This is a genomic window from Rhodococcus sp. DT1 (assembly GCF_049844875.1).
Taxonomy (GTDB): Bacteria; Actinomycetota; Actinomycetes; order Mycobacteriales; family Mycobacteriaceae; genus Rhodococcus.
The window spans coordinates 480,034-503,499 of the sequence record NZ_JBNCLW010000005.1; the positions used below are offsets into that span (position 1 = coordinate 480,034).

A 23,466-nucleotide genomic window follows, 5' to 3' on the forward strand; every position below is an offset into this window, starting at 1 on the left:
GTGCACACTCTCTGGAATGGCGTCACCGCAGCTTTCGACGAGCAGCCCTGCGACCGGCACCGATTCGCGGACGATCCCTCAACCTCGGTGGAGGCTGCCGATTCTGGGGGATCTGCTCAGCATCGACGTGGCCAAGCCTGTGCAGCGCGAGATGCGGATGGCACAGGAACTCGGCGGGATCTTCGAACGGAAGATCTTCCGGCACCGACTGATCGTGGTGTCGGGGGCGGACCTGGTGCGCGAGGTCAACGACGAGGAGAAATGGGCAAAGTTCCTCGGAGAGCCGCTGCGTAAGCTCCGCGTCATCGCCGGAGACGGGTTGTTCACGGCGTTCAATTCCGAGCCGAACTGGCGCAAGGCCCACAACATCCTCGGGCCGGGGTTCAGCCAGGCCGCGATGCGCGGCTACCACGACTCGATGCTCGCGGTGATCGACCGACTGCTGCACAGCTGGGACGTCGCAGCAGACAGCGGCGAGTACGTCGACGTGCCGCAGAGCATGACGTCGCTGACCTTCGATGTCATCGGGCGATGCGGGTTCGGCTATGACTTCGATTCCTTCGGCCGCGCCGAGCCCGATCCGTTCGTCGAGGCGATGAGTCGCGCCCTCGAGTACATCAACCGCTCCTCGAACGACATCCCGATCCTGCGCGCCGTGTTCGGTCGGGCGGCCCGTGAGCAACACGCCCGCGACATCGCATTGATGCAGGACACGGTCGATCGCATCGTCGACGAACGGATGCGCTCGCAGGACACGCAGGCCGATCTGCTCGAGCTGATGATGCACACTGCCGACCCGGACACCGGTGAGCAACTGGATCGTGAATCGATCCGTAACCAGGTCCTGACATTCCTGGTCGCGGGCAACGAGACGACCGCCGCCACCCTGGGCTTCGCGGTTCACTTCCTGAGCCGGCACCCCGAGGTGGTGGCGAAGGCACGCGCCGAGATCGCCGAGGTGGTCGGAGCCGACGGGCAGATCGGTTACGAGCAGGTCGCGAAGCTGCGATACGTGCGGCGGGTGGTGGACGAAACGTTGCGGCTGTGGCCGGCAGCGCCGGGCTACTTCCGCAAGGTGCGAGGCGAGACGACTCTCGGTGGCCGCACCCTTCCTCCGGGATCGTGGGTGTTCGTGCTGCTGCCGCAGTTGCACCGCGATCCACTGTGGGGCGACGACCCGGAGCGGTTCGACCCGGACCGGTTCGCACCCGACGCGGTGCGGCGACGGCCGGCGCACATCTTCAAGCCGTGGGGCACCGGGATCCGCGCGTGCATCGGCCGGCAGTTCGCGCTCCACGAAGCTGTGCTCACACTCGCGTCGCTGATCCGCCGGTACGATTTCGTTCCCGAGCCCGGTTACGAACTCGATGTTCACGAGGCCGTCACGCTGAAGCCGCGGGGGTTGAAGGTCAAGCTCTCGAAGCCTTGACGTGCCATTTCATTGCGAGGAACCTCATCGGTGCGGGCCGCGCGTTCTGCTCGTCCTCACCGGGCCAGGCTCGTCGCGAGATTTCGCACGGCGTCCCGAGCTGCGGCCAAGCTTTCCGCGGCGAGGTCGGCGAACGGGGCCAGCGGTGTCAGGCGATCGGCGAGTGTGAGTTCCGCCGTCACCACCGATACCGACATGCCGAGCGAGGTGCCGAGGACCTGCACGAGGGGAGGTATGACGAAATCGGTTCCCTCGCCGGGGCTTCCGGGAGCGTACGTGTTTCCTCGGCTCGACACGATCACCGCCGGCTTGCCCGCCAGGGGTGCGTCCGAAGTATCGAACGGCACTGTGGTGCCGAGTACGTGGATGTAGTCGATCCAGGCTTTGAGCGAGGACGGCATCGACCAGTTGTACATCGGCGCACCGATCACCACCGCGTCCGCGCCCGTCAGCTCAGCGATCAATTCGGCTTGCAGACCCTCGGCCGCCGGGTCGGGCCACTCCGTACCGGTGCGCAGCCGCGCCGCGTAGTGCAGCGCGGCGTCCGGAAGGTGGGGGAGCGGCGATCGGTGCAGATCCCGCTCGATCACCGTGTGGTCGGAACCGGTTGCGCGCCAGGTATCGACGAACAACCGTGTCAGTTCGCGCGAGACCGAGGCATCGAGGTCGGCGGACGAATCGAGGTGCAGAAGTCGAGGCATGTGCCCTCCGGGTTCCGGTGCGGTGTCGCCCCACGCTACGGCGTTCTGCGGATCAGCGGGCGGGGCCGTCTTCGAGAACCACGTCGGCCGTACGAGAACGGCCGTCCCCGTCGAGCCATTCGATCCGGACGGTGTCGCCCGGTTTCCGGGTTCGTAGCCGTTGCTCGAGGTCGGTCGTCGACGACACCGTGGCGCCTCCGAAAGAGACGACCACGTCGCCGGCTTCGAGGCCGGCGCGATACGCGGGGGTATCGAACGACACCCACAGCACTTCGGCCCCGCGGTCGGCGCCGTCCGCTCGGGCGGTGGTGACGCCGAGACCGAGTCGTGGTGTGGGGCCGACGTGCACGGTGTCGGTGCCGACCCCGGTCCGGACCTGCTCGACGACGGCGAGAGCCTCCGCTATCGGGACGGCATACGCCTCCGGTGCGGACTCGGACGGTTCTTGCTGCTCACGTTCGATCGCGCCGGCGGTGTTGACTCCGACCACCGCGCCGTAATGGTCGACGAGCGGACCGCCCGAGTCTCCGGGGCGGATCGGGGTGTCGGTCTGCAGCATTCCGGTGAGTCGCTTGCGGGAGCCCTCGGTGGAGTCGCGGACCATCACGCTGCGGTCGGCCGCGATGACGGTGCCCGGCGCTGCGATCACGACGCCGCCGCCGTCCGCGTTCCCGAATGCGGTCACGGGAGTCCCCGCGGGTGGCAGAGCGTCGGCGACCGGTGCCGCGGGGAGACCGTTCGCGGTGCCGAGCTGGAGTACGGCGATGTCGCGTGCACTGTCGTACCCGATGACGTCGACGTCGTAGATCAGTCCCGTCGCCGCGCTCACCGCGGTGATGTCGGTCGCTCCGCTGACCACGTGATGATTGGTCAGCACCGTGCCGTCGGATGTGAGAACGATTCCCGTTCCGGACGTTCCCGTCCATCCGCGGCTCGCGTCGATGGTCACGACGACCGGCACGGTACGGGCGGCGAGTTCGTCGGGCGCCAGTGGCGTGGGCGGCGGCGCCGGGATCGGTGGCGGCGGGGGAGGGAGCGCGATCTCGACGGCTTCGGGCGCGGAGGCGAGAAGGCTGGTCGCGGCTGCGAACGCGACCACCAGGACCGACCCCCCGCGCCGTCTCACAACGCCGCAGCTCCGGTGGTCAGATGGTCGACGAGTTCACGTGCCGCGGCCCGCCCGGCGCGGTTGGCGCCGATGGTGGACGCGGACGGGCCGTAGCCGACGAGGTGGATTCGGGGGTCGGCGGCGACCTGCGTCGCGAGCCGTCCCGTCATCGTGATTCCCCCGCCGGGATTGCGCAGGCCGAGCGGCGCCAGATGGTCGAGTGAGCTTCGAAAACCGGTGCACCACAGGATTACGTCGACATCGAGGGTTGTTCCGTCGGGCCAGCGGACACCGGTCTCGGTAATTTCGGCGAACATCGGCAACCGGTCGAGCACTCCGCGTTCGCGTGCCGCCCGGATCATGGGTGTGACGGGAAGCCCGGTCACGGAGACGACCGAACCGGGAGGTAATCCGTGGCGCACCCGGTCCTCCACGGCCGCGATTACCGTCCGTCCGAATTCGGGCGTGAATTCCTCGTCGCGCCAGACGGGTTCGCGTCGAGTCACCCACGTGGTGGTGGTGACGAACGAGATCTCGTCGAGCAACTGCACCGCGGAGATTCCCCCGCCCACGACGAGCACGTGCCGTCCACGGAACTGCTCGGCGTCGCGGTAGTCCTTCGTGTGGAGTTGCTGCCCCCGGAACCGCGCCGCACCCGGATACCACGGGACGAACGGGTGTTCCCAGGTGCCGGTCGCGTTGATGAGTCCCCGCGCCGAGTACACGCCGGTATCGGTCTCCACCCGCAGGCGTTCGCCCCGGTTGCACACCACCGTGACCTGAACGGGGCGGTGTACGGGAAGGTCGAACTCCTTCTCGTAGGCGCCGTAGTACGCGGGCACCGCCGACGACGCGGGCACTTCACCGGAGCCGGTGTCGACCGCGTCGGAGAACGCGGACCCGGGCAGGTCGTGCAGGCCGTTGACGGTGTTCAACGTGAGGGAAGGCCACCGGTGCTGCCACGCGCCGCCGGGGCCGAACGACCGGTCGAACACCACGAACCCCGTTTCGGGTTCGAGCCCGAACCGCCGCAGGTAATACGCGGCCGACAGGCCTGCCTGCCCGGCACCGATCACGACGACGTCGACGGGCGTCGTGTTCTCCGTGTTGCCTTCGGACGTCATCACCGGCCTCTCCGCAGATGGTTGCCCTCCATCATGCCGTGACATCGGGAGGCGTGCCCTGTGAACCCGGCACCGGCGATGATCCAAAAATGTGATATCACTTTGACATCGCATTCGTGCCCGGAAGGATCCCCATGGAAACAGCAGAGTCCACCACCTCGTCGGAACGCCCGGGACGCTCGTCCAACGGCTGGCCCGTACTTGCCGCCGCACTCGTCGCCGCCGCACTGGCGTCCGCACTGATCGTGTGGGCCGCGGTCGAGATCAACGTTCCGCTGATCGTGGTGGGATCCGTCATCGCGGTCATCGCTCTCGTCGCGCTCGCCGGCCTGATTCTCGTCGAGCCCAACGAAGCCCGCGTGCTCCAATTGCTCGGGGGCTCGTACGCAGGCACTCTCCGCGAACCGGGCCTGCGGTGGATGAATCCGCTCAACTCCCGTCGCAAGATCTCCACGCGCATCCGAAACCACGAGACGGCAAGGGCGAAGGTCAACGATGCGGACGGCAACCCCATCGACATCTCGGCGGTGATCGTGTGGCAGGTCGAGGACACCGCGCGGGCGGTCTTCGACGTGGACGACTTCGAGGAGTTCGTCGCCGTCCAGACCGAGGCCGCGGTGCGTCACATCGCCGGGAGTTACCCGTATGACGGTGCGCCCGAGGCGATGTCGCTGCGGCAGAACGCCGACGAGATCACCACGAAGCTGTCGTCCGAGGTGCATGCTCGCGTCCGGTCGGCCGGCGTGCGCGTGATCGAGACCCGCATCAACCAACTCGCCTACGCCCCGGAGATCGCACAGGCGATGCTGCGCCGTCAGCAGGCCGGTGCCGTGATCGCCGCCCGGGAGCAGATCGTGCACGGCGCCGTCTCCATGGTCGGCACCGCCCTCGAGCGCCTCGAGGCCGAGCACACCGTCATGCTCGACGAGGACCGCAAGGCCGCGATGGTCTCCAACCTGCTCGTCGTACTGTGCGGCGATCAGAGTGCCCAGCCCGTTCTCAACACGGGATCGCTGTACCAGTAGGGAATTCGGCATGCCCGAACGCAAGAAGGTCTTGTTGCGGCTCGACCCGGCGGTCCACGACGCGCTCGCGCGCTGGGCCGCCGACGAGTTGCGCAGCACCAACGCCCAGATCGAATTCCTCCTGCGCCGCGCGCTGGCCGAGGCCGGGCGGGCACCGCGCGACGCGGGCAGGATGCGTGGTCCCGGACGACCCCGCGCTCAGGAGTCGCGCGGTACGGGCGACACAATGGAATGATCGTTGGGCAGTGACGGAAGGGTGCCAGATACATGATCGGGATCAACCGCGACGGTGACGTCGTCACGCTGGAATTGCAGCGCGAAGAACGCCGGAACGCGCTCAATTCGCAGTTGTGCATCGAGATCCGCGATGCGGTCGAACAGGCAGTCGGCGACGATGCCCGGGTTGTCGTGATCACGGGCCGCGGAACGAGCTTCTGCGCCGGCGCCGACCTGTCCGGCGACGTCTATGCCGCCGGGTTCCTCGACAACCTCGGCGACATGCTGCAGACGATCGAAAGCGCACCGGTTCCCGTGATCGCGGCGATCAACGGACCCGCCATCGGAGCGGGCACCCAGCTCGCGCTGGCCTCGGACCTGCGAGTGGTGGCCCCGGGCGCGAGGTTCGCGGTGCCCGCAGCGCGTCTCGGGATCTCGGTGGACCGATGGACGGTGCGACGGCTGGCGTCACTCGTCGGCGGTGGCCCGGCCCGGACCGTCCTGCTCGCTGCCGAACCCATCGACGCCGAGGAAGCGCTGGCTCGCGGCCTCGCCAACAGGATCGGCGACCTCGCGGCCGCGCAGGCGTGGGCGCAGGAGATCGCGAAGCTCGCGCCGCTGTCGCTGCAAGCACAGAAGCTGTTCCTCAACGACGACGGCACCCGCGACGACAGCACACCCGAGCAGACGGCAGCGCTGGCCGCTGCGTGGCTCAGCGAGGACGCCCAGGAAGCCAGGCTTGCCCGCGCGGGCGGCCGCGACCCGATCTTCCGCGGCCGATGAGGGCCCGGCAGGCCGCGTCGTCCGCGCTCGCCGGCGCAGGTGCGCTCTGGTTCGCTCGTGCTGCACGGGGCCTGCCGAGTTCGATCGGGGCTTCCGTCTCCGACATCCGGCCTTACGCCGCAGGATCGCCGCACTATCGCAACGGGCGGTTCCACAACACCGATCCCGCGTCCGTGCTCGATCCCGACGACAGCGGCGGACTCCTGAAGGACATGCTCACCCGCGGTTCCCGTGGAACCCCGCGCAGCGACGTGCCCGTCGCACCGTCGCTCGCGCCGGTCGACGCCGCCGAACTCGCCGTCACCTGGTTCGGGCATTCCAGTGCCCTCCTCGAGATCGACGGCTACCGGGTGCTCTGCGATCCGGTATGGAGCGACCGGGTCTCCCCGTCGCCGACCGTCGGCCCGAAGCGGATGCATCCCGTGCCCGTCGAACTCCAGGCGCTGCCCGCCGCCGACGCGATCGTCATCTCGCACGACCACTACGACCACCTCGATCGGGTCACGGTCGAAGCCCTCGCCGCCCTGCAGCCCGAGGCCCGGTTCGTCGTGCCCCTGGGGATCGGTGCCCACCTGCGACGGTGGAAGGTCGCTGAGAACCGGATCGTCGAACTCGACTGGGATCAGCACGTCGAGATCGACGGTCTGCGCATCACGTGCACCGAGGCCCGGCACTTCTCCGGCCGCGGTCTGCAGCGCGACATCACTCTGTGGTCGTCCTGGGTGATCGCGGGCCCGACCCGCCGCGCGTTCTTCGGCGGCGACACCGGTTACACGCGGCGCTTCGCGGACCTCGGCGAAAAGTACGGGCCGTTCGACCTGACATTGCTGCCCGTCGGCGCGTACGACCGGCGCTGGCCCGACGTCCACATGGACCCCGAAGAGGCCGTGCGTACGCACCTCGACCTCGGCGGCACCGAGCGTCGCGACAGCCTGCTCGTCCCCGTGCACTGGGGGACGTTCAACCTCGCCCTGCACTCGTGGTCCGAGCCGATCGCGCGCCTGCTCCCGGCTGCGCAGGAGGTGGGCGTCGCGACTGCCGTGCCGATGCCCGGCCAGCGGATCGACGCTCTCCGCCCCGTCGCGCGCGACCCGTGGTGGATCCCACTCGGCTGAGGCCGCCTCCGGGGGAACGGGGGCGCCGCCCGGTGGAATACGCTCATTGGTTATGGCAGGAGAAGAGCCCACCGCGGTAGTCGAGACGAGTGACACGCTCACCGACGACCCCGCATATCTCGAGCACGGGCTGGCCACCGAACAGGTCGCCGAACGAGTCGCCCGCGGGCAGACCAACGACGTCCCCGACCGCGCGTCCCGTTCGGTCAAGGACATCGTCCGTGCCAACGTCTTCACCCGGATCAACGCGATTCTGGGCGTCCTGCTGCTGATCGTGCTCGCGACCGGCTCGATCGTCGACGGCATGTTCGGCCTGCTCATCGTGGCGAACAGTTCCATCGGCATCATCCAGGAAGTCCGCGCCAAGCGGACCCTGGACAAACTCGCGATCGTCAGCCAGACCAGGCCGGTAGTGCGCCGCAACGGCAGCAGCGGCGAGCTGCCCCCGCGCGAGGTCGTGCTCGACGACATCATCGAACTCGGTCCCGGCGATCAGCTCGTCGTCGACGGCACCGTCGTGGAGTCGGCCGGGCTCGAACTCGACGAGTCCTTGCTCACCGGTGAATCCGACCCCGTGCACAAGGACCCGGGGACATCGGTGATGTCGGGCAGCTTCGTGTCCTCGGGGACCGGCGCCTACCGGGCGACGAAGGTCGGACGGGACGCGTACGCGGCGCGGCTCGCGGAGGAGGCCAGCAAGTTCACGCTGGTCCACTCGGAGCTGAACGCGGGCATCAACAAGATCCTCAAGCTCATCACCTACCTGATGATTCCCGCGGGCCTGCTCATCATCTTCAACCAGCTGTTCTCGAGCGGTGAAGCCCTCGGACCCTCGCTGAGCGGCATGGTCGCGGCGCTGGTGCCGATGGTGCCGGAAGGCCTGGTCCTCATGACCTCCATCGCGTTCGCGGTCGGCGTCGTCCGGCTGGGCCGCCGCCAGTGCCTCGTGCAGGAGCTTCCCGCGATCGAGGGACTGGCACGCGTCGACATCGTGTGTGCGGATAAGACCGGAACTCTCACCGAGAACGGCATGCGGCTCGCCGACGTCGAACTCGTCGAGAGCCCCGGCGGAACCGACCTCGACGCTGCCCGGACCGCGCTGGCTGCCCTGGCCTGCGACGACCCCCGCCCGAACGCGAGCGTGCTCGCGATCGCCGAGGCGTTTCCCGACGGCCCCGATTGGGGCAAGCCCACCGCGATCGCACCGTTCTCCTCGGCGAAGAAGTGGAGCGGCCAGTCGTACGGGGCACACGGCAACTGGCTGCTCGGCGCGTGCGACGTGCTCCTCGATTCGGGAACACCGACGGCGCGGCGCGCGGAAGAACTCGGAGCCCAGGGGCTGCGCGTGCTGCTGCTCGCCCGCAGCGACCGGCCCGTCGACGACGCACTCGCACCCGGAACCGTCGCGCCCGTCGCCCTGGTCGTGCTCGAACAGCGGGTGCGGACCGATGCGAAGGCCACGCTCGAGTACTTCGCGGAACAGCACGTCGACGTCAAGGTCATCTCCGGCGACAACGCCGTGTCTGTGGGAGCGGTCGCGTCGTCGCTCGGCCTGCCGCACGGCGACAGCCCGATCGACGCGCGCACACTGCCCGACGATCGCGAGCAACTCGCCGACATCGCCGAAGCATCGACGACCTTCGGGCGCGTGCGGCCCGACCAGAAACGCGCCATGGTCGGTGCGCTGCAGTCGCGCGGCCACACCGTCGCGATGACCGGAGACGGGGTCAACGACGTCCTCGCGCTCAAGGACGCGGACATCGGAGTCGCCATGGGCTCGGGCAGCCCCGCAGCGCGGTCCGTCGCGCAGATCGTCTTGCTCGACAACAAGTTCGCGACGTTGCCCTACGTCGTCGGTGAGGGCCGCCGCGTCATCGGCAACATCGAACGCGTCTCGAATCTGTTCCTCACCAAAACCGTGTACTCGGTGCTGCTCGCATTCTTCATCGGTGCGTCGGGGGTGCTGGCCCCGATCTTCGACTTCGATCCGCTGCCGTACCCGTTCCTGCCGCGGCACGTGACGATCGCCGCGTGGTTCACCATCGGTATCCCGGCGTTCCTGCTGTCGCTCGCTCCCAACAACGAGCGGGCACGACCGGGTTTCGTGTCGCGGGTGATGCGCCTGGCCATCCCGTCGGGCGTGATCGTCGGTGTCGCGACCTTCGTCTGCTACCTCCTCGTCTACGCGGGACCGGACCAGACCGAGGCACAGAAGGTGCAGGCCGGGACGTCCGCGCTCATCACCCTGATCATGATCGCCCTGTGGGTGCTGGCCGTGGTGGCACGGCCGTACCAATGGTGGAAGATCGCACTGATCGCGGGAGCCGTGCTCGGCTACGTCGTGCTGTTCTCGGTGCCGTTCTGCCGGGAGTTCTTCGCGCTCGACCCGTCGAACGTCGCGTACTCCACCATCGCGTTCACCTGCGGTGCGATCGGTGTGCTTCTCGTCGAGGCCTGCTGGTGGGTAACGGGTCGCATCCACGGTGAGCGCCGGCGTCTGTTCGCATCTCGGGAGGACCTGCCCGGAGCGCCGTGACCTGTGGGACGCTGGTCGTAGTCCAACGGAAGGACACGCCATGGGACTCATGGACACCGTCAAGGGACTGCTCGGCAAGGGCAAGGGTTACGCCGCACAGAACTCCGACAAGGTCGACGGGTACATCGAGAAGGCAGGCCACATCGCCGACTCCAAGACCCGCGGAAAATACTCGCAGCACATCGGCAAGGCGCAGGACGCGGCGCGCAAGCACCTCGGCAGCGAAAACCCCGCTGCCGGAAACCCGGCTGCCGAAAACCCCGCCACAGACGCTTCGGCATCGGATCCGCGGCCCGGGTCACCGCCCGCCGGTCCACAGCCCGATCCGCCGGCCGATCCTCGCCCGGGGGGCGGTCCGGGCCCGGCTACCCCGCCGGGCACCGCACCCTGACCCGGCCGGGGCGGTGACCGGTTCATCACCCCGGCTCTCGCTGTGTCACGCTTTGTTCGCTCGATCATCGAACAAAGGGGTTCCCGCATGGGATTCATGGACAGCGTCAAGGGCATCGTGGACAAGGGCAAGCAGTTCGCGGCCGAGAATCCCGACAAGGTGAACAGCGCCATCGACAAGGTCGGTGACGTCGCGGACAGCAAGACCGGCGGCAAGTTCGCCGGGCAGGTCGATTCCGCGCAGAGTGCAGTGAAGAAGGCCCTCGGCACCAAGTGACGACGTGACCGGAGGGCGCGCCCCACGGGCGGCGTAGGGGGAGAATCGGTCCCGTGAACGGGACCATGATTCTGCTCGTCGTCATCGCGGCCATCGCCGTCACAGGACTGGCGAACAGGGGAAACCTGCAGGGTCCACTGGTTCTCGTCATCATCGGCGCGATCGCGTCGTTCCTGCCCGGCCTGCCGCGGCTCGAGCTGGAACCGGACGTACTGCTCGGGGTCGTGCTGCCCCCGTTGCTGTACTCGGCGGCGCTGAAGTTCTCCGTTCCCACGTTCCGGCGTTATCTCACACCGATCCTCAGACTCGGGATCGTCACGGTGCTGGCGACGGCGTTCGCGGTGGCATTCTTCGCGAACTGGCTGGTTCCGGACCTCACGTTCGGTGCCGCGCTGGTCCTGGGGGCGGTGGTTGCGCCCACCGACGCGGTCAGCGCGGTCGCGGTGGGGCAGAAACTCGGACTGCCCAAACGCGTCATCTCCATCCTCACCGGTGAAGGACTCGTCAACGATGCGACCGCACTGACGCTGTTCGCGGTGGCGATCGCCATGGTTGCGGGAACCCCGGTGTTCGCCGATTCACCGGTGCTGTTCTTCGCATACGGAGTCGTCGGCGGCGTCGCGGTGGGTCTGGTCCTCGCGGCAGTGGTGCACTGGGTCCGCGGCCGCATGTTCGACTCGCCGCTGGAAACTGCTCTCGGGCTGGTCCTTCCGTTCGCTGCCTATCTCGTCGCCGAGGAGATCCACGCGTCCGGGGTGCTCGCAGTGGTCGCGGCGGGCCTGTACATCGGGCACCGGGCCACCGACACCGCGGTCACCACGCGGTTACAGGAACGCTTCGTGTGGGAGAGCGTCGACATCCTGCTCGAAATGTTCGTCTTCGCTTACATGGGCCTGCAACTGAAATTCGTCCTGGACGAAGTGGCCGACACCGGCCTCGACGTGGTGCCGGTGTTGCTCTATTCCGTTGCGGTGCTGGCGGTGGTCATACTCGTCCGCCCGATCTGGGGCTTTCTGAACTGGGGTCGCCGCCGGGCGGTGCGCACGGCCGGGTTCACCCGCCTCGGCCGCGACCCGCTGACGTACCGCGAGCACATCGTGGTGTCGTGGGCGGGGATGCGCGGCGTCGTCACCCTTGCCGCAGCCGGCGGTGTGCCGGCGGTCCTCGGGTCTGGGGAGCCGTTCCCGGGACGGGAGCTCATCCACCTGGCCGCGCTGGTCGTGGCGGTGGGCACGCTGCTCATTCAGGGCGCCACCATGCCGATGCTGATCCGGCGGCTCGACGTCGTCGATCCGTACGAACGCCTTCGCGCCACCGAGCAACGCGAACTGGCCCGCACCATCACGGCGAACGCTGCGAAAGAGCAGATTGCAAGCTTGGAGAAGGATCCGCCGGGCGGGTTCGACCCGGACGCGGTGCGCCGGATCCTCGAACGCGTGCGACGATCCGTCAAGGCCCGCGTCGACGCGCGACAGGTCGAGTCCGAGGACGACACCGAGGCCGGTGTCGACGCCGGCGCACTGTTCGACGAGTTCCGACGCGCCGTGCTCCGCGCCCAGCGCACCGCGCTCATCGCGGCACGAGACGACGGCACGCTGGACGACGAGAGTCTGCGGGCCGAACTCGAGAGTCTGGACATCGAGGAAGCCGCCGCGGAGGAACGGGTCGAACGTCGCGGCAGAACGGGAAACGGGACGCCCCCGCCGTGATCGACGCGCCCGTCGCCGGTGCTCGTCGTAGCGTATGACCATGATCGAACCGCCCGACCCCGTGGCCGCAGCGCCGAGGATCGCCGAAACGTGACCGGAACCGTTCTCCTCGCGTTCGCGGCCGTCACGATTCTGGTCGTCGCCGTACTGGCCGTGGTGTGGGCGCGGACCCGCCGGGTCGTCACCACCCCCGCCGAACGGGCCGTGCATTCCACGCTGCACACGGCGTCCCTCGCCGCGCGTCCCCTGCGACGGGGGCTCGACGCCTCGTCCGCGACGGAAGCGGCCGTGCACCTGCGGATGCTGCTCGCAGAAGCGCAGGCCGTCGCCCTCGTGGACGCGGACGGAACGCTGCTCGCGTGGGACGGCCCGTTCGAGAGCCTCGCGGACCGCATGCACGACGCCGCCGCGCGCGCCGTCGCGGAGGAGCGGCGGGTACTGGTCGGACACCGCGACCTGGCCCCGGGCCCCCGGGACCTCGCCGCGCGCGCACTGATCGCCCAGCCCCTCGTGATCGAAGGCGTGGGAGTGGCAGGTGTGCTGGGCGTGGTGACGACGACGACTCCCGGGCCCGCATTGCTCGGCGCGATCACGGAGGTGGCGCGGTATGCGTGCAGCCAGCTCGAACTGGCCGAACTCGACGCCTCCAGGGCCCGGCTCGACCGGGCCGAGCTGCGGGCTCTGCGCGCGCAGATCAGCCCGCATTTCATCTACAACGCGCTCAACACCGTCGCCTCGTTCGTGCGCACCGACCCGGACCGGGCACGAGAACTGCTGCTCGATTTCGCAGATTTCACGCGTTACTCGTTCCGCGCGACGGGGGAGTACACGCTGCTCGCCGACGAACTGCGGAACATCGATCGCTACCTCACGCTCGAGCGAGCCCGTTTCGGCAATGCGCTCGAGGTGCGGTTGCAGGTCGCACCCGAGGTTCTCAACGTGACGCTTCCGTTCCTCGCGTTGCAGCCACTCGTCGAGAACGCGGTCCGGCACGGTATCGCCGGGACATCCACCCGCACCGGCACCATCACGATCACCGCAGCCGACGAGGGCACCGACTGCGTCATCAGTGTGGAGGACGACGGGGTGGGAATGGACCCGGAACTGCTGCGTTCCGGAACGCTGGACTCGATCGCCGAGAGTGAGCACGGCAGCGGGGTCAAGGAGTCCGCGCACGTCGGTCTCGCCAACGTCGACGACCGGCTCCGGGCCGCTTTCGGCAACGACTACGGGCTGGTGGTGGAGACCGCCCCGGGGGCCGGTACGAAAGTGAGCATGCGGGTACCCAAGTTCCGTGCGGGTATCCGGCCTTGACGGGTGCCCGACGTGGCACGATAGGTCCGCCGTGAACGACAAAGCAGAGAAGACACTCACCGTACTGGCCGTCGACGACGAACCGCCCGCTCTCGACGAGCTTGCGTACCTGTTGCGCGCTCAGGACGAGATCGCCCAGGTCCATACCGCGAGCGACGCGACGACGGCGCTGCGGTTGTTGCGCGACGGTGGGGTCGATGCGGTGTTCCTCGACATCAACATGCCCGGACTGGACGGTCTGGAGATCGCCGGCATCCTTCGCAACTTCGCGACCCCACCGGCTGTGGTGTTCGTGACCGCACACGACGACCGCGCGGTGTCGGCGTTCGACCTCGGTGCCGTGGACTATGTGCTCAAGCCCCTTCGGGAGGAGCGCCTCGCTCAGGCGGTGCAACGGATCGTCGAGCGGCGCCGGTCCGGGGCGGGGCGGGCGCCGGAACCACAGTCGGGCGACGAAGTGATCCCCGTCGAACTGGGTGGGGTGACCACTCTCGTTCCCCGGTCGTCGGTGCAGTGGGTGGAGGCCGACGGTGACTATGCCCGGTTGCACACCGCGACCGGTTCGCATCTCGTGCGCATCCCGATCTCGACGCTCGAGGGCCGATGGGCCGACGCCGGCTTCCTGCGCGTGCATCGGTCGTTCCTCGTCGCGCTGCCCCTGGTCACCGGTATTCGCAGTGTCGGCTCCGGCCTCGTGGTGTGTGTGAAAGGGAACGGCGACGCGCCACCGGTCGAATTGCCGGTCAGTCGTCGCCACACCCGTGAACTCAAGGATCGCCTCATCCGCGGCCCGATGCAGACGTGGACGTCGCGGTGAGCACCCAGGCGGGCGGGTCACCCCCGCCGCGGCAGCGGGTGGTTCTCGCGGAGCGGCGGGGTGCGCGTATCGTCCGCACGCGGGTCGAGGTGCAGCAACAGACCGAGGTCGGGGATGCGATGGTGCGCGGCCTGGTGCGCGCCCAACTCGGCCTCGCCATCCGGGTCGCGCTGGCAACGGTGTGCCTGCTCGGGGCAATTCCCGTGCTGTTGCATTTCGTGCCGCGACTGTCGGAAGTGACGATGATGGGGGTCCGGCTCCCGTGGATTCTGCTCGGCATCGTCGGCTATCCGGTCCTGCTCGGGATCGCGTGGGTCTATGTGCGCCTCGCCGAACGAAACGAGCAGGACTTCACCGACCTGACCGACGACTGACGCGTCATGACCGAGTCGATTCCCGTCGCGACCGTCGTCGGCCTCGTCGCGGCGGCTGTCGCCACCGTCGCGATCGGTGTCTACGGCGTCCGTATGGCCCGCACGACCTCCGATTTCCTCGTCGCGTCCCGCAGCGTGGGGCCGCGGTGGAACGCCGCCGCCATTTCCGGGGAGTACCTGTCCGCCGCGTCCTTCCTCGGCGTCGCCGGGCTGGTCGCGAAGTTCGGGGCCGACGCCCTCTGGTATCCGGTCGGGTTCACCGCCGGGTATCTCGGGCTCCTGTTGTTCGTCGCGGCACCGCTGAGGCGATCCGGTGCCTACACGGTGCCGGATTTCGCGGAGTTCCGTCTCGGCGAACGATGGCTGCGCACCCTGTCGATGATGGTGGTCGCGATCATCTGCGTGCTCTATCTCGTGCCGCAGTTCCAGGGCGCGGGACTCACGCTCAATATCCTTCTCGGCGTCCCGGACTGGGTGGGGGTCGCAGTCGTCGGCATCATCGTCGTCGCGAACGTGGTCGGTGGCGGGATGCGGTCGATCACGTTCGTACAGGCGTTCCAGTACTGGCTCAAGCTCACCGCGGTCGCCATCCCCGCCCTCGTCCTGATCCTGCATTTCGTCGGTGATGATCGCGCGGTGGACGGTCCTGTTCCCCCGACCGTCACCGAAACCACGACCGTCGACATCACCGTCGACGTCATCGTGCAGGTCGCCGACCCGCTGGAGGTGACGGCCCGGGGCGACGTGGACGGTGTGCCCGTCTCCGGCGTGATCGAGCTTGCACCGGGAGAACACGAATTCGGGGCCGGAACCCAGCTGGTGCTCGAGGCGGGGTCGCCGGTCCCCGTGGTGGCGGGCGCTCCGTCGGACAACGACGCCTGGGCCGCACCCGGCGCCGGGATCGGCGCGGGCGGCGCGCACCCGTTGTTCCAGGTGTACTCACTGATGCTCGCGACGTTCCTCGGCACCATGGGGTTGCCGCACGTACTCGTCCGCTTCTACACCAACCCCGACGGACGTGCCGCCCGCATGACCTCGCTCGCGGTGATCGGGCTCCTCGGGCTGTTCTATCTGTTCCCCACCGTTCTCGGGGTCTTCGCCCGGCTGTACGTCCCGCAACTGCTCATCACCGGCCGCTCCGACGCCGCGGTACTGCTGCTGCCCGGGTCGGTGCTGTCCGGGTGGGGCGGGCAACTGGTCGCGGCGCTCGTGGCCTCGGGTGCGATCGCGGCGTTCCTGTCCACGTCGTCGGGTCTGCTGGTGAGCGTGGCGGGGGTGCTGTCCACCGACGTGTTGCGCGGGCGGGTCCGTGACTTCCGGCTCGCGGCGGTGCTCGCCGGTGTCGTGCCGCTCGTGCTCGCGTTGTCGGTGACGTCCCTGGACCTGTCGCGGTCGGTGGGCCAGGTCTTCGCGATCGCCGCGTCCACGTTGTGTCCGTTGCTCGTACTGGGGATCTGGTGGCGCGGGCTGACGGCAATCGGTGCCGCCGCGGGCATGGTGGTGGGCGGCGCCGTCGCGGGCGGTGCCGCCCTGATGTCGATCGTGGTGCGGTTCGATCCGGCGACCGCGGAGGGGTGGCCGGCGGTGCTGTCGGAATACCCGGCTGCGGCGAGTGTGCCGCTCGCGTTCCTGACCATGATCACCGTGAGTCTTGCTACGCGGACGAGGATTCCGGCCGATGTGGGCCGTACGTTCTCGCGGATGCACGTGCCCGAACGCCTGGGCATGGGCCGGGATCGGGAACTCGGAGCGTTCGACGACCGCCGTTCGTCGCAGTGAGCTGACCGTTCGTCGCATCGCTCGACAGTTCGGCGTGCAGTCGGCTCACCCCTCTATTTGTGTGATCGCCGTCTCATTAGCGTGTGTGAGCACTACACCTCACACGTACGACCAAGGAGTCGGCAGTGACCACAGCACCTCCCAGCGAGAGCGACGTACCCCAGCGGCGTGTTCCGACGCCGCAAGAGTTCGTCGACATGCAGGAAAGCCCGGAGTTCCAGGAACTGCGCAGTCGCCTGCGCCGGTTCGTGTTTCCCGTGACGGCGTTCTTCCTGGCCTGGTACGCCTTGTACGTTCTGCTCGCGACCTACGCGACCGACTTCATGGCCACCAAGGTCATCGGTAACGTCAACATCGGGCTCCTGCTGGGACTCGCCCAGTTCCTGACCACCTTCATCATCACCGGGGTGTACGTGAAGTTCGCCGGTCGTCAGCTCGACGGCCGTGCCGCTGCGATCCGTACCGAGCTGGAAGGACCGCAGCAGTGAGCGTTCTCGCACAGGGCACCACCGACATCGGTAACCCGCTCCTCAATATCGCGATCTTCCTCGCGTTCGTCGTCGTCACCATGGGCCTGGTCATCCGTGCCAGCCGGACCACGAAGACGGCGTCCGACTTCTACACCGGTGGCGGGCAGTTCTCCGGCCCGCAGAACGGGTTCGCCATCGCAGGTGACTACCTGTCGGCAGCGTCCTTCCTGGGTATCGCGGGTGCCATCGCTGTCTACGGCTACGACGGCTTCCTCTACTCGATCGGCTTCCTGGTCGCGTGGCTCGTCGCGTTGCTGCTCGTCGCCGAACTCCTGCGCAACACCGGCCGTTTCACGATGGCCGACGTGCTGAGCTTCCGGCTCAATCAACGGCCAGTGCGTATGGCCGCGGCGCTGTCCACCCTCGCGGTGTCGCTGTTCTACCTGCTGGCCCAGATGGCCGGTGCGGGTGGTCTCGTTGCGCTCCTGCTCGACATCGAAGGCAAGACGGGGCAGGCGGTCGTCGTCGCCGTCGTCGGTGTGCTCATGATCGTGTACGTGCTGATCGGCGGCATGAAGGGCACGACCTACGTGCAGATGGTCAAGGCGGTGCTCCTCATCGCCGGTGCAGGTGTGATGTTCGTGCTCGTGCTGGTCGCGGTGCGGGGCAACTTCTCTCAGCTCCTCGCCGACGCACAGGCCATGGTGTCGGGTTCCGCGAACGAGGCTGTCGCCCAGCGTGACGTCCTGGCCCCGGGCGCGAAGTACGGCATCAGCGACATGTCGCGGATCGACTTCATCTCGCTCGGCCTCGCTCTGGTGCTCGGTACCGCCGGCCTGCCGCACGTGCTGATGCGCTTCTACACGGTGCCCACCGCGAAGGAAGCTCGTCGCTCCGTGACGTGGGCAATCGCGCTCATCGGTGGCTTCTACCTGTTCACGCTGGTTCTCGGTTACGGTGCTGCCGCCCTGGTCGGTCCGGACGTCATCCTCAACGCACCGGGCAAGGAGAACGCCGCGGCCCCGCTGCTCGCGTTCGAACTCGGTGGCACGGTGTTCCTGGCAGTGATCTCGGCGGTCGCATTCGCCACGATCCTCGCCGTGGTCGCGGGGCTGGCCATCACCGCGTCGGCGTCGTTCGCCCACGACATCTATGCCAGTGTCATCAAGCGCGGCAACGCCACCGAGGACGAGCAGGTGCGCGTCTCGCGGATCACCGTTGTGGTGATCGGCCTGGTCTCGATCGTTCTCGGCATTCTCGCGATGGGACAGAACATCGCCTTCCTGGTCGCACTCGCCTTCGCGGTTGCCGCTTCGGCGAACCTGCCGACGCTGCTGTACTCGCTGTTCTGGAAGAAGTTCAACACCACGGGTGCGCTGTTCAGCATCTACGGCGGTCTGATCAGCTGCCTCGTGCTGATCGTGTTCTCGCCCGCCGTGTCCGGCAGCCCGTCCGCGATGTTCCCCGACGCCGACTTCTCCTGGTTCCCGCTGTCGAACCCCGGCATCGTGTCCATCCCGCTCGCCTTCCTGCTCGGCATCGTCGGCACGTACCTGGGCCGCGGCAAGCCGGAAGATCCCTACAAGCAGGCCGAGATGGAAGTTCGCTCGCTGACCGGCGTCGGCGTGGAGAAGGTTGTCTCCCACTGACTCTGCCCGGCACGCCCTGACGATCCGAAGGCCCGCTCCGAAAGGGGACGGGCCTTCGGTCGCGTACGGCCCGCCACGGTGCCGGTCGTCTAGGCTGCCGCTCATGGCAAAACTCGAGGTGTCGACCGAACTCCCCATGGACCCGCACCGCGCGTGGGAGAAGGCATCCCGGCTGCAGAGCTTCGACGAGTGGCTGACCATCCACGACGGCTGGCGCAGCGAACTCCCGGACACCCTCACCGCGGGCACGACCCTGCAGTCGGTGGTGTCGGTCAAGGGGCTGCGCAACCGCGTCACGTGGACGGTCGTGGAACTCGACGCACCGCACCACGTGGTGCTCCGCGGAACCGGCAAGGCCGGGACGAAGTTCTCGATGCGACTCGCCGTCACCGCCGCCGGCGAAGGGTCTCGTCTGACGATGAAGATCGACCTCGGGGGAGCGCCGCTGTTCGGACCCATCGGGTCGGGAGTCGCTCGCGCGCTTCAGGGCGACCTGCAGGCGTCGCTCGACACATTCGCGCGACTCTCCGGCTGACCGCGCACGCTCCCGCTATTCTTCTGCGCCGGATTTCTTGCGCCGCACCTGCCTTCTTTCGACGCCCCCGCCGTGGTGGCGCCTCGTCGCCGGGTCGTGATCGCTCCGTCTGCAGCTCCGTTGTTTTGCCAATCATGCACACCACGGCCTCCGTGCGGGGAAGCTTGACAGTGCGGGAGTACCGGCACGGCGCCCACGCGGATTCGTGGTTCCCGCACGTCGCTTTCTGCAGGCGGCGAGAACGTCAGTTGATGGCTCCGACCGTCACCGACGATGCGTGCGGCGAGCTGTCGAGGAACGGAGCGAGAAACTCATGAGCATCCTGAACGAGACCTACACGCTTTCGAACGGCGTCACCGTCCCCAAGCTGGGACTGGGAACCTGGTTCATCGACAACGACAAGGCCGCCGACGCGGTGCGAGCCGCAATCGAGATCGGCTACCGCAACATCGACACCGCGCAGGCTTACGGGAACGAGCGCGGAGTCGGCGAGGGTGTCCGCACCTCCGGAATCGGACGCGAGGAACTGTTCGTCTCGACCAAACTGGCGGCAGAGATCAAGGACTACGACGCTGCCGCGGCCGCGATCGACGGCTCGCTGGATGCGCTCGGTCTCGAACGCATCGACCTGATGCTGATCCACAGCCCGCAACCCTGGAAAGACTTCCGCGGCGGCGACTACACCGACGGCAACCGCCAAGCGTGGCGCGCGCTGGAGGACGCCCATCGGGCAGGCAAGCTCCGGGCGATCGGCGTCTCGAACTTCCTGGAGGAAGACCTGGAAAAGCTCCTGGCGGGTAGTGCTTCGGTCCCGCACGCGAACCAGGTGCTGGTGCACGCGGGCAACACGCCGAGCGAGTTGATCGCGTATTGCGGCAACAGGAACATCCTCGTCGAGGCGTACTCGCCGATCGCACACGGCGAGATCCTGCGCAATCCGGATGTACAGGCGATGGCCGGCAAGTACGGCGTTTCTGTGCCGCAGCTGTGTATCCGGTACACGCTGCAGCTGGGCGCAGTGTCACTGCCGAAGACCGAGAACCCCGACCACATGCGCTCCAACGCCGACGTCGACTTCGTGATCGAAGAACCGGACATGACTGCGCTCCGCGAACTTCGCGCCCGTGACTACGGCGCGTCGAGCGTGTTCCCGGTATACGGCGGAAACTAGGAACGACGTACCAGCCGTCACGACGTACTACAAGGCTCTCGACGTCGCAGGAGAAGCCGTCGCGGCGACGTTCACCATCGTCGCGTTCACCGCGGCATTGCCGGTGAACGTATCGGTGACCGCCGGATCGTGCAGCAGGTTGACGTTGGCACCGGGATGCGCGGCGGCGGTGAACCAGCCGACGCCCTTCTCGGCGTGACCCCACCCGTGCGGGATGGCGACTGTGCCGGCCCGGATGTCGTCGCTGACCTCGACGGGCACCACGATGCTCCCGATTCGGGAGCGCACTGTCACCGGCTGACCGTGCACGAGCGACCGGGACGCCGCGTCGTCGGGATGCATCAGGACCGTGCACCGGTCTCGGCCCTTCACCATGGTCGGAATGTTGTGCAGCCACGAGTTGTTCGATCGCAGGTGGCGTCGCCCGATCAGCCGGAGATCGAATTCCTCTCCCCGGGAGTCGTTCTCGGCTTCGGCGAGCAGGCGACGTGTCTCCTCTACGAACTCCGGCGGCGCCACGTGCACGCGGCGATCCCGCGTAGCCACCAGGGACCGGAGCCGTGGTTGCAGCGGCCCGAGGTCGATTCCGCCGCGGGCGCGCCGGATCCGCCCGAGTGTCAATCCTCGACGCCCGCGACGCAGGACTCCGTGCGGTCCGGACAGGACGCCGACCGCGCTCAGCCGTAGCGGGCTGAGTCTGCCGAGCAGAGCGCGGAAAGGACCAGCCGACCACCTCCGGAAGGGAAGCGGAAGTACCTCGAGAGTCAGGCGCGACATGATCTGCCAGTCCTCGAGCGCGTCGGCCGCAGGCTCGAACACCCGTGCGCTGAACCGTGCGTTGTTCCGGACGGAAAAGACCGGGAACAGGAAATCGAACTCGTCCCGTTCGAGGTGGGATACCGGCGGAAGGATCAGGTCGGCGTGCCTGGATGTCTCGGTGAGATACATGTCGACCGCGACGAAGAAGTCGAGGCTGTCGAGGGCCTCGTCGAGACGGCCGCCGTGCGGGGTGGACAGCACCGGGTTTCCGGCGTAGGTGACCAGAGCGCGGACCGGCCCGGCGGAATCCTTTGCGTCACCGAGAATCTCGTCCGCCAAGCCCACCACCGGCAGTTCCGTGCGGAACGACTTGTGCTCGCCGGTGCGGTTGCTCCACATGCCGTATCCGGAACCGAGTCGCCGCAGAAGACGCGTCGCGTCGATCGGAGGTGAGGAAAACATCTGGCCGCCCGGCCGGTCGAGATTTCCGGTTACGGCGTTGAGGGTGTTCACCAGCCAGTGGGTGAGGGTGCCGGTGACCTGATGGCAGACACCGATGCGGGCGTATGCGACCGCGGACCGTGCCGAAGCGTGGTCGCGGGCGAGTCGTCGGATCGTATCCGCCTCCACCCCGGCGCGCGGCGCCATCTTCTCGGGTGAGCAGGCCGCGGCGAGCTGGGCCAATTCCTCCGTGCCGGCCAGGGGCACGGTGCCGGGAGCCCGGCGGATACCGTCGGCGAAGATCGTGTGCAGCATTCCGAGCAGCAGGTACGGATCCCCGCCCGGGGCGACCGCGACGTGTTCGTCTGCGAGCCGCGCCGTCTCGGTACGCCGTGGGTCGACGACAACCACGGAGCCGCCGCGGCGACGAATCGCGGCGATACGTCCGCGGGCGTCGGGCATGGTGGTGACCGAGCCGTTGGACACTGCGGGGTTGGCTCCCAGGATCAGGAGGCGGTCGGTGCGATCGACGTCTGCGATCGGCATCAATACGTTCGAGCCGAACATCTTCCACGCTGCGAACTCCTGCGGGAATTGGTCGATCGAGGACGCCGAGTAGAACTTCCTGGTGAGGAGGGCGATACGCAGGGCGATCCCGTAGAGGACAGAGGAGCTGTGTGCCGCGGGGTTGCCCAGGTACATCGCGATCGCGTCGCGGCCGTGCCGCCGCTGGACAGCGCGCAACCGGTTTCCTGCCAGGGTGAACGCCTCATCCCAGCCGATCTCCTCGAAGCCGTCGCCGACCCGCCGTATCGGGCGACGCAGCCGGTCCGGGTCGTAGTGCAGATCTGCGAGCGCGGTGGCCTTCGGGCAGATGTATCCGTGTGAGAGCACGTCGTCGGGATCCCCCTCGATGCGGGTGACCCTGTCGTCGTCGACGGTGACGAGGATTCCGCAGTGCGCTTCGCACAGGGTGCATTGGCGAGCGACAGTACGTGTGGACACGGCGGCTCCCTCCGCGGTCGTGTGCGCAACGTAGCACTGTCGCGAGTCGCTTGTGAAGGATCGCAGCGGAGGGTAACCACCCCCGGAACCCGGCTATGTCAGCGATGGGCCGTGGACGTGAACTGGTGAGTCGCCGCGTCGACGATTTCCTCGGGAGTAATCGTGATTTCGTCGTTCAGCCACGCGGTCACCAGCTCGGCCAGGCCGCCGACGAACAGCAGTCCGTTGATCTCACCCTGATGCGGGGGCCACGCCCGGTCTCCGTACATCAGCGTCGCTTCGTCCGCGACCATCTGGGCGAATCCGCGCAGGGCCGCGCGGCGATGCGAGCGCAGAGGCTCGAACGCAGCGGACTGGATCATCGCGACCCGTCCCTTGCGCGGATCGTCGGTGAGGATGGTGACGAACGCTGTGATCGCGTTGCGGACCCGCTGCTCGAGCGTTCCGGTGCTCGTCCGCAGTGCGCTCAGGCCGGCATCGCGGATTTCGTCGGCGATCCGGTCCAGCACCTGCTGTAGCAGTTCGTCTCTGCTGGTGAAGCTTTCGTAGAAGTAGCGCTCGGTCAGTTTGGCCTGAGCGCAGATGGCGGTCATGGTGGCGCCGCTCTGCCCGGCGGCCGCAAACACCTCCAACCCTGCCTCGAGCAGGCTCTCGCGCCGTGATGCCGCGCGCTGCTCGCCGGTCAGGCCCGCATACCGGCGGGGCGTAGGAGAAGTCATACCCCGATCTTGACAGACGG

At 67.9% G+C, this 23,466-nt stretch carries 22 protein-coding genes; 17 read left to right on the forward strand and 5 right to left on the reverse strand.

Features of this window, described 5'->3' with window-relative positions; genetic code table 11:
• The first annotated feature begins 16 nt into the window (after nt 1-16).
• Nucleotides 17-1,429: a cytochrome P450 gene (locus ACLQ3J_RS15645; RefSeq protein ID WP_425903802.1), complete on the forward strand. Its 1,413-nt coding sequence runs from the start codon at nt 17-19 to the stop codon at nt 1,427-1,429.
• A gap of 56 nt (nt 1,430-1,485) precedes the next feature.
• Here the strand turns inward: ACLQ3J_RS15645 and ACLQ3J_RS15650 are convergent, their stop codons facing one another.
• The 3 genes from ACLQ3J_RS15650 to ACLQ3J_RS15660 are packed head-to-tail and all read right to left on the reverse strand — an operon-like array spanning nt 1,486 to nt 4,362.
• Nucleotides 1,486-2,130 carry an FMN-dependent NADH-azoreductase gene (locus ACLQ3J_RS15650; protein ID WP_425903803.1) on the reverse strand — a complete coding sequence of 215 codons (645 nt, stop codon included), beginning with the start codon at nt 2,128-2,130 and terminating at the stop codon, nt 1,486-1,488.
• A gap of 52 nt (nt 2,131-2,182) precedes the next feature.
• Nucleotides 2,183-3,256, reverse strand: coding sequence for a S1C family serine protease (locus ACLQ3J_RS15655; protein ID WP_425903805.1), 1,074 nt, complete (start codon nt 3,254-3,256; stop codon nt 2,183-2,185).
• Complete coding sequence (locus ACLQ3J_RS15660) at nt 3,253-4,362, reverse strand: NAD(P)-binding domain-containing protein (RefSeq protein WP_169652031.1); 1,110 nt, start codon at nt 4,360-4,362, stop codon at nt 3,253-3,255. Before ACLQ3J_RS15660 ends, ACLQ3J_RS15655 begins: the two co-directional genes overlap by 4 nt.
• Before the next feature lie 134 nt (nt 4,363-4,496).
• On the opposite strand from ACLQ3J_RS15660, the gene ACLQ3J_RS15665 reads away from it, so the two are divergent.
• From ACLQ3J_RS15665 to ACLQ3J_RS15740, 16 genes are all read left to right on the forward strand, one after another.
• Complete coding sequence (locus tag ACLQ3J_RS15665) at nt 4,497-5,387, forward strand: SPFH domain-containing protein (protein WP_169651875.1); 891 nt, start codon at nt 4,497-4,499, stop codon at nt 5,385-5,387.
• A gap of 10 nt (nt 5,388-5,397) precedes the next feature.
• On the forward strand, nt 5,398-5,622 hold the full coding sequence (locus ACLQ3J_RS15670) for a hypothetical protein (protein WP_169621143.1): 225 nt from the start codon (nt 5,398-5,400) through the stop codon (nt 5,620-5,622).
• Nucleotides 5,623-5,654: 32 nt separating this feature from the next.
• Nucleotides 5,655-6,386, forward strand: a complete 732-nt coding sequence (locus tag ACLQ3J_RS15675; protein ID WP_169621142.1) for an enoyl-CoA hydratase — start codon at nt 5,655-5,657, stop codon at nt 6,384-6,386.
• Nucleotides 6,383-7,501: an MBL fold metallo-hydrolase gene (locus tag ACLQ3J_RS15680; protein WP_425903806.1), complete on the forward strand. Its 1,119-nt coding sequence runs from the start codon at nt 6,383-6,385 to the stop codon at nt 7,499-7,501. The genes ACLQ3J_RS15675 and ACLQ3J_RS15680 overlap by 4 nt, the downstream gene beginning before the upstream one ends.
• 52 nt (nt 7,502-7,553) lie before the next feature.
• Nucleotides 7,554-10,037 carry an HAD-IC family P-type ATPase gene (locus tag ACLQ3J_RS15685; RefSeq protein ID WP_296549417.1) on the forward strand — a complete coding sequence of 828 codons (2,484 nt, stop codon included), beginning with the start codon at nt 7,554-7,556 and terminating at the stop codon, nt 10,035-10,037.
• A 40-nt stretch (nt 10,038-10,077) separates the two neighbouring features.
• A complete protein-coding gene (locus ACLQ3J_RS15690) occupies nt 10,078-10,428 on the forward strand; it encodes an antitoxin (RefSeq protein ID WP_296549416.1) in 351 nt (116 codons plus the stop codon).
• A gap of 87 nt (nt 10,429-10,515) precedes the next feature.
• Complete coding sequence (locus ACLQ3J_RS15695) at nt 10,516-10,704, forward strand: antitoxin (RefSeq protein ID WP_169621138.1); 189 nt, start codon at nt 10,516-10,518, stop codon at nt 10,702-10,704.
• A 53-nt stretch (nt 10,705-10,757) separates the two neighbouring features.
• Nucleotides 10,758-12,413 (forward strand): Na+/H+ antiporter, encoded by a 1,656-nt coding sequence (locus ACLQ3J_RS15700; RefSeq protein ID WP_425903807.1) that lies wholly within the window; start codon nt 10,758-10,760, stop codon nt 12,411-12,413.
• Between the two features lie 90 nt (nt 12,414-12,503).
• Nucleotides 12,504-13,727 (forward strand): sensor histidine kinase, encoded by a 1,224-nt coding sequence (locus tag ACLQ3J_RS15705; RefSeq protein ID WP_169621136.1) that lies wholly within the window; start codon nt 12,504-12,506, stop codon nt 13,725-13,727.
• 31 nt (nt 13,728-13,758) lie between these two features.
• Nucleotides 13,759-14,544, forward strand: a complete 786-nt coding sequence (locus ACLQ3J_RS15710; protein ID WP_425903808.1) for a LytR/AlgR family response regulator transcription factor — start codon at nt 13,759-13,761, stop codon at nt 14,542-14,544.
• A complete protein-coding gene (locus tag ACLQ3J_RS15715) occupies nt 14,529-14,918 on the forward strand; it encodes a hypothetical protein (RefSeq protein ID WP_425903809.1) in 390 nt (129 codons plus the stop codon). The genes ACLQ3J_RS15710 and ACLQ3J_RS15715 overlap by 16 nt, the downstream gene beginning before the upstream one ends.
• A 6-nt stretch (nt 14,919-14,924) precedes the next feature.
• The gene (locus ACLQ3J_RS15720) at nt 14,925-16,697 is read left to right on the forward strand and encodes a cation acetate symporter (RefSeq protein WP_425903810.1); all 1,773 of its coding nucleotides are present in this window, start codon (nt 14,925-14,927) and stop codon (nt 16,695-16,697) included.
• A 125-nt stretch (nt 16,698-16,822) separates the two neighbouring features.
• Nucleotides 16,823-17,185 carry a DUF485 domain-containing protein gene (locus tag ACLQ3J_RS15725; protein ID WP_169621132.1) on the forward strand — a complete coding sequence of 121 codons (363 nt, stop codon included), beginning with the start codon at nt 16,823-16,825 and terminating at the stop codon, nt 17,183-17,185.
• Nucleotides 17,182-18,816, forward strand: a complete 1,635-nt coding sequence (locus ACLQ3J_RS15730) for a solute symporter family protein (RefSeq protein WP_425903812.1) — start codon at nt 17,182-17,184, stop codon at nt 18,814-18,816. Before ACLQ3J_RS15725 ends, ACLQ3J_RS15730 begins: the two co-directional genes overlap by 4 nt.
• Nucleotides 18,817-18,919: 103 nt before the next feature.
• Nucleotides 18,920-19,351 carry a type II toxin-antitoxin system Rv0910 family toxin gene (locus ACLQ3J_RS15735; protein WP_425903814.1) on the forward strand — a complete coding sequence of 144 codons (432 nt, stop codon included), beginning with the start codon at nt 18,920-18,922 and terminating at the stop codon, nt 19,349-19,351.
• 313 nt (nt 19,352-19,664) lie between these two features.
• On the forward strand, nt 19,665-20,522 hold the full coding sequence (locus ACLQ3J_RS15740; RefSeq protein WP_425903816.1) for an aldo/keto reductase: 858 nt from the start codon (nt 19,665-19,667) through the stop codon (nt 20,520-20,522).
• Nucleotides 20,523-20,549: 27 nt separating this feature from the next.
• On the opposite strand, the gene ACLQ3J_RS15745 is transcribed toward ACLQ3J_RS15740, so the two are convergent.
• Both ACLQ3J_RS15745 and ACLQ3J_RS15750 read right to left on the reverse strand, forming a co-directional pair.
• Entirely contained in the window at nt 20,550-22,727 is a 2,178-nt protein-coding gene (locus ACLQ3J_RS15745) for a molybdopterin-dependent oxidoreductase (protein WP_425903817.1), read from the reverse strand.
• A gap of 98 nt (nt 22,728-22,825) precedes the next feature.
• The gene (locus ACLQ3J_RS15750) at nt 22,826-23,446 is read right to left on the reverse strand and encodes a TetR/AcrR family transcriptional regulator (RefSeq protein ID WP_425903819.1); all 621 of its coding nucleotides are present in this window, start codon (nt 23,444-23,446) and stop codon (nt 22,826-22,828) included.
• Nucleotides 23,447-23,466: the final 20 nt, after the last annotated feature.

Bases quoted from the DNA above. Each gene is read 5' to 3' on its own strand.
- ACLQ3J_RS15740 (WP_425903816.1), top strand. From the start codon at position 19,665: ATGAGCATCCTGAACGAGACCTACACGCTTTCGAACGGCGTCACCGTC.
- ACLQ3J_RS15735 (WP_425903814.1), top strand. From the start codon at position 18,920: ATGGCAAAACTCGAGGTGTCGACCGAACTCCCCATGGACCCGCACCGC.
- ACLQ3J_RS15675 (WP_169621142.1), top strand. From the start codon at position 5,655: ATGATCGGGATCAACCGCGACGGTGACGTCGTCACGCTGGAATTGCAG.
- ACLQ3J_RS15660 (WP_169652031.1), bottom strand. From the start codon at position 4,362: ATGACGTCCGAAGGCAACACGGAGAACACGACGCCCGTCGACGTCGTC.
- ACLQ3J_RS15645 (WP_425903802.1), top strand. From the start codon at position 17: ATGGCGTCACCGCAGCTTTCGACGAGCAGCCCTGCGACCGGCACCGAT.
- ACLQ3J_RS15670 (WP_169621143.1), top strand. From the start codon at position 5,398: ATGCCCGAACGCAAGAAGGTCTTGTTGCGGCTCGACCCGGCGGTCCAC.
- ACLQ3J_RS15690 (WP_296549416.1), top strand. From the start codon at position 10,078: ATGGGACTCATGGACACCGTCAAGGGACTGCTCGGCAAGGGCAAGGGT.
- ACLQ3J_RS15680 (WP_425903806.1), top strand. From the start codon at position 6,383: ATGAGGGCCCGGCAGGCCGCGTCGTCCGCGCTCGCCGGCGCAGGTGCG.
- ACLQ3J_RS15685 (WP_296549417.1), top strand. From the start codon at position 7,554: ATGGCAGGAGAAGAGCCCACCGCGGTAGTCGAGACGAGTGACACGCTC.
- ACLQ3J_RS15695 (WP_169621138.1), top strand. From the start codon at position 10,516: ATGGGATTCATGGACAGCGTCAAGGGCATCGTGGACAAGGGCAAGCAG.
- ACLQ3J_RS15650 (WP_425903803.1), bottom strand. From the start codon at position 2,130: ATGCCTCGACTTCTGCACCTCGATTCGTCCGCCGACCTCGATGCCTCG.
- ACLQ3J_RS15665 (WP_169651875.1), top strand. From the start codon at position 4,497: ATGGAAACAGCAGAGTCCACCACCTCGTCGGAACGCCCGGGACGCTCG.
- ACLQ3J_RS15750 (WP_425903819.1), bottom strand. From the start codon at position 23,446: ATGACTTCTCCTACGCCCCGCCGGTATGCGGGCCTGACCGGCGAGCAG.
- ACLQ3J_RS15720 (WP_425903810.1), top strand. From the start codon at position 14,925: ATGACCGAGTCGATTCCCGTCGCGACCGTCGTCGGCCTCGTCGCGGCG.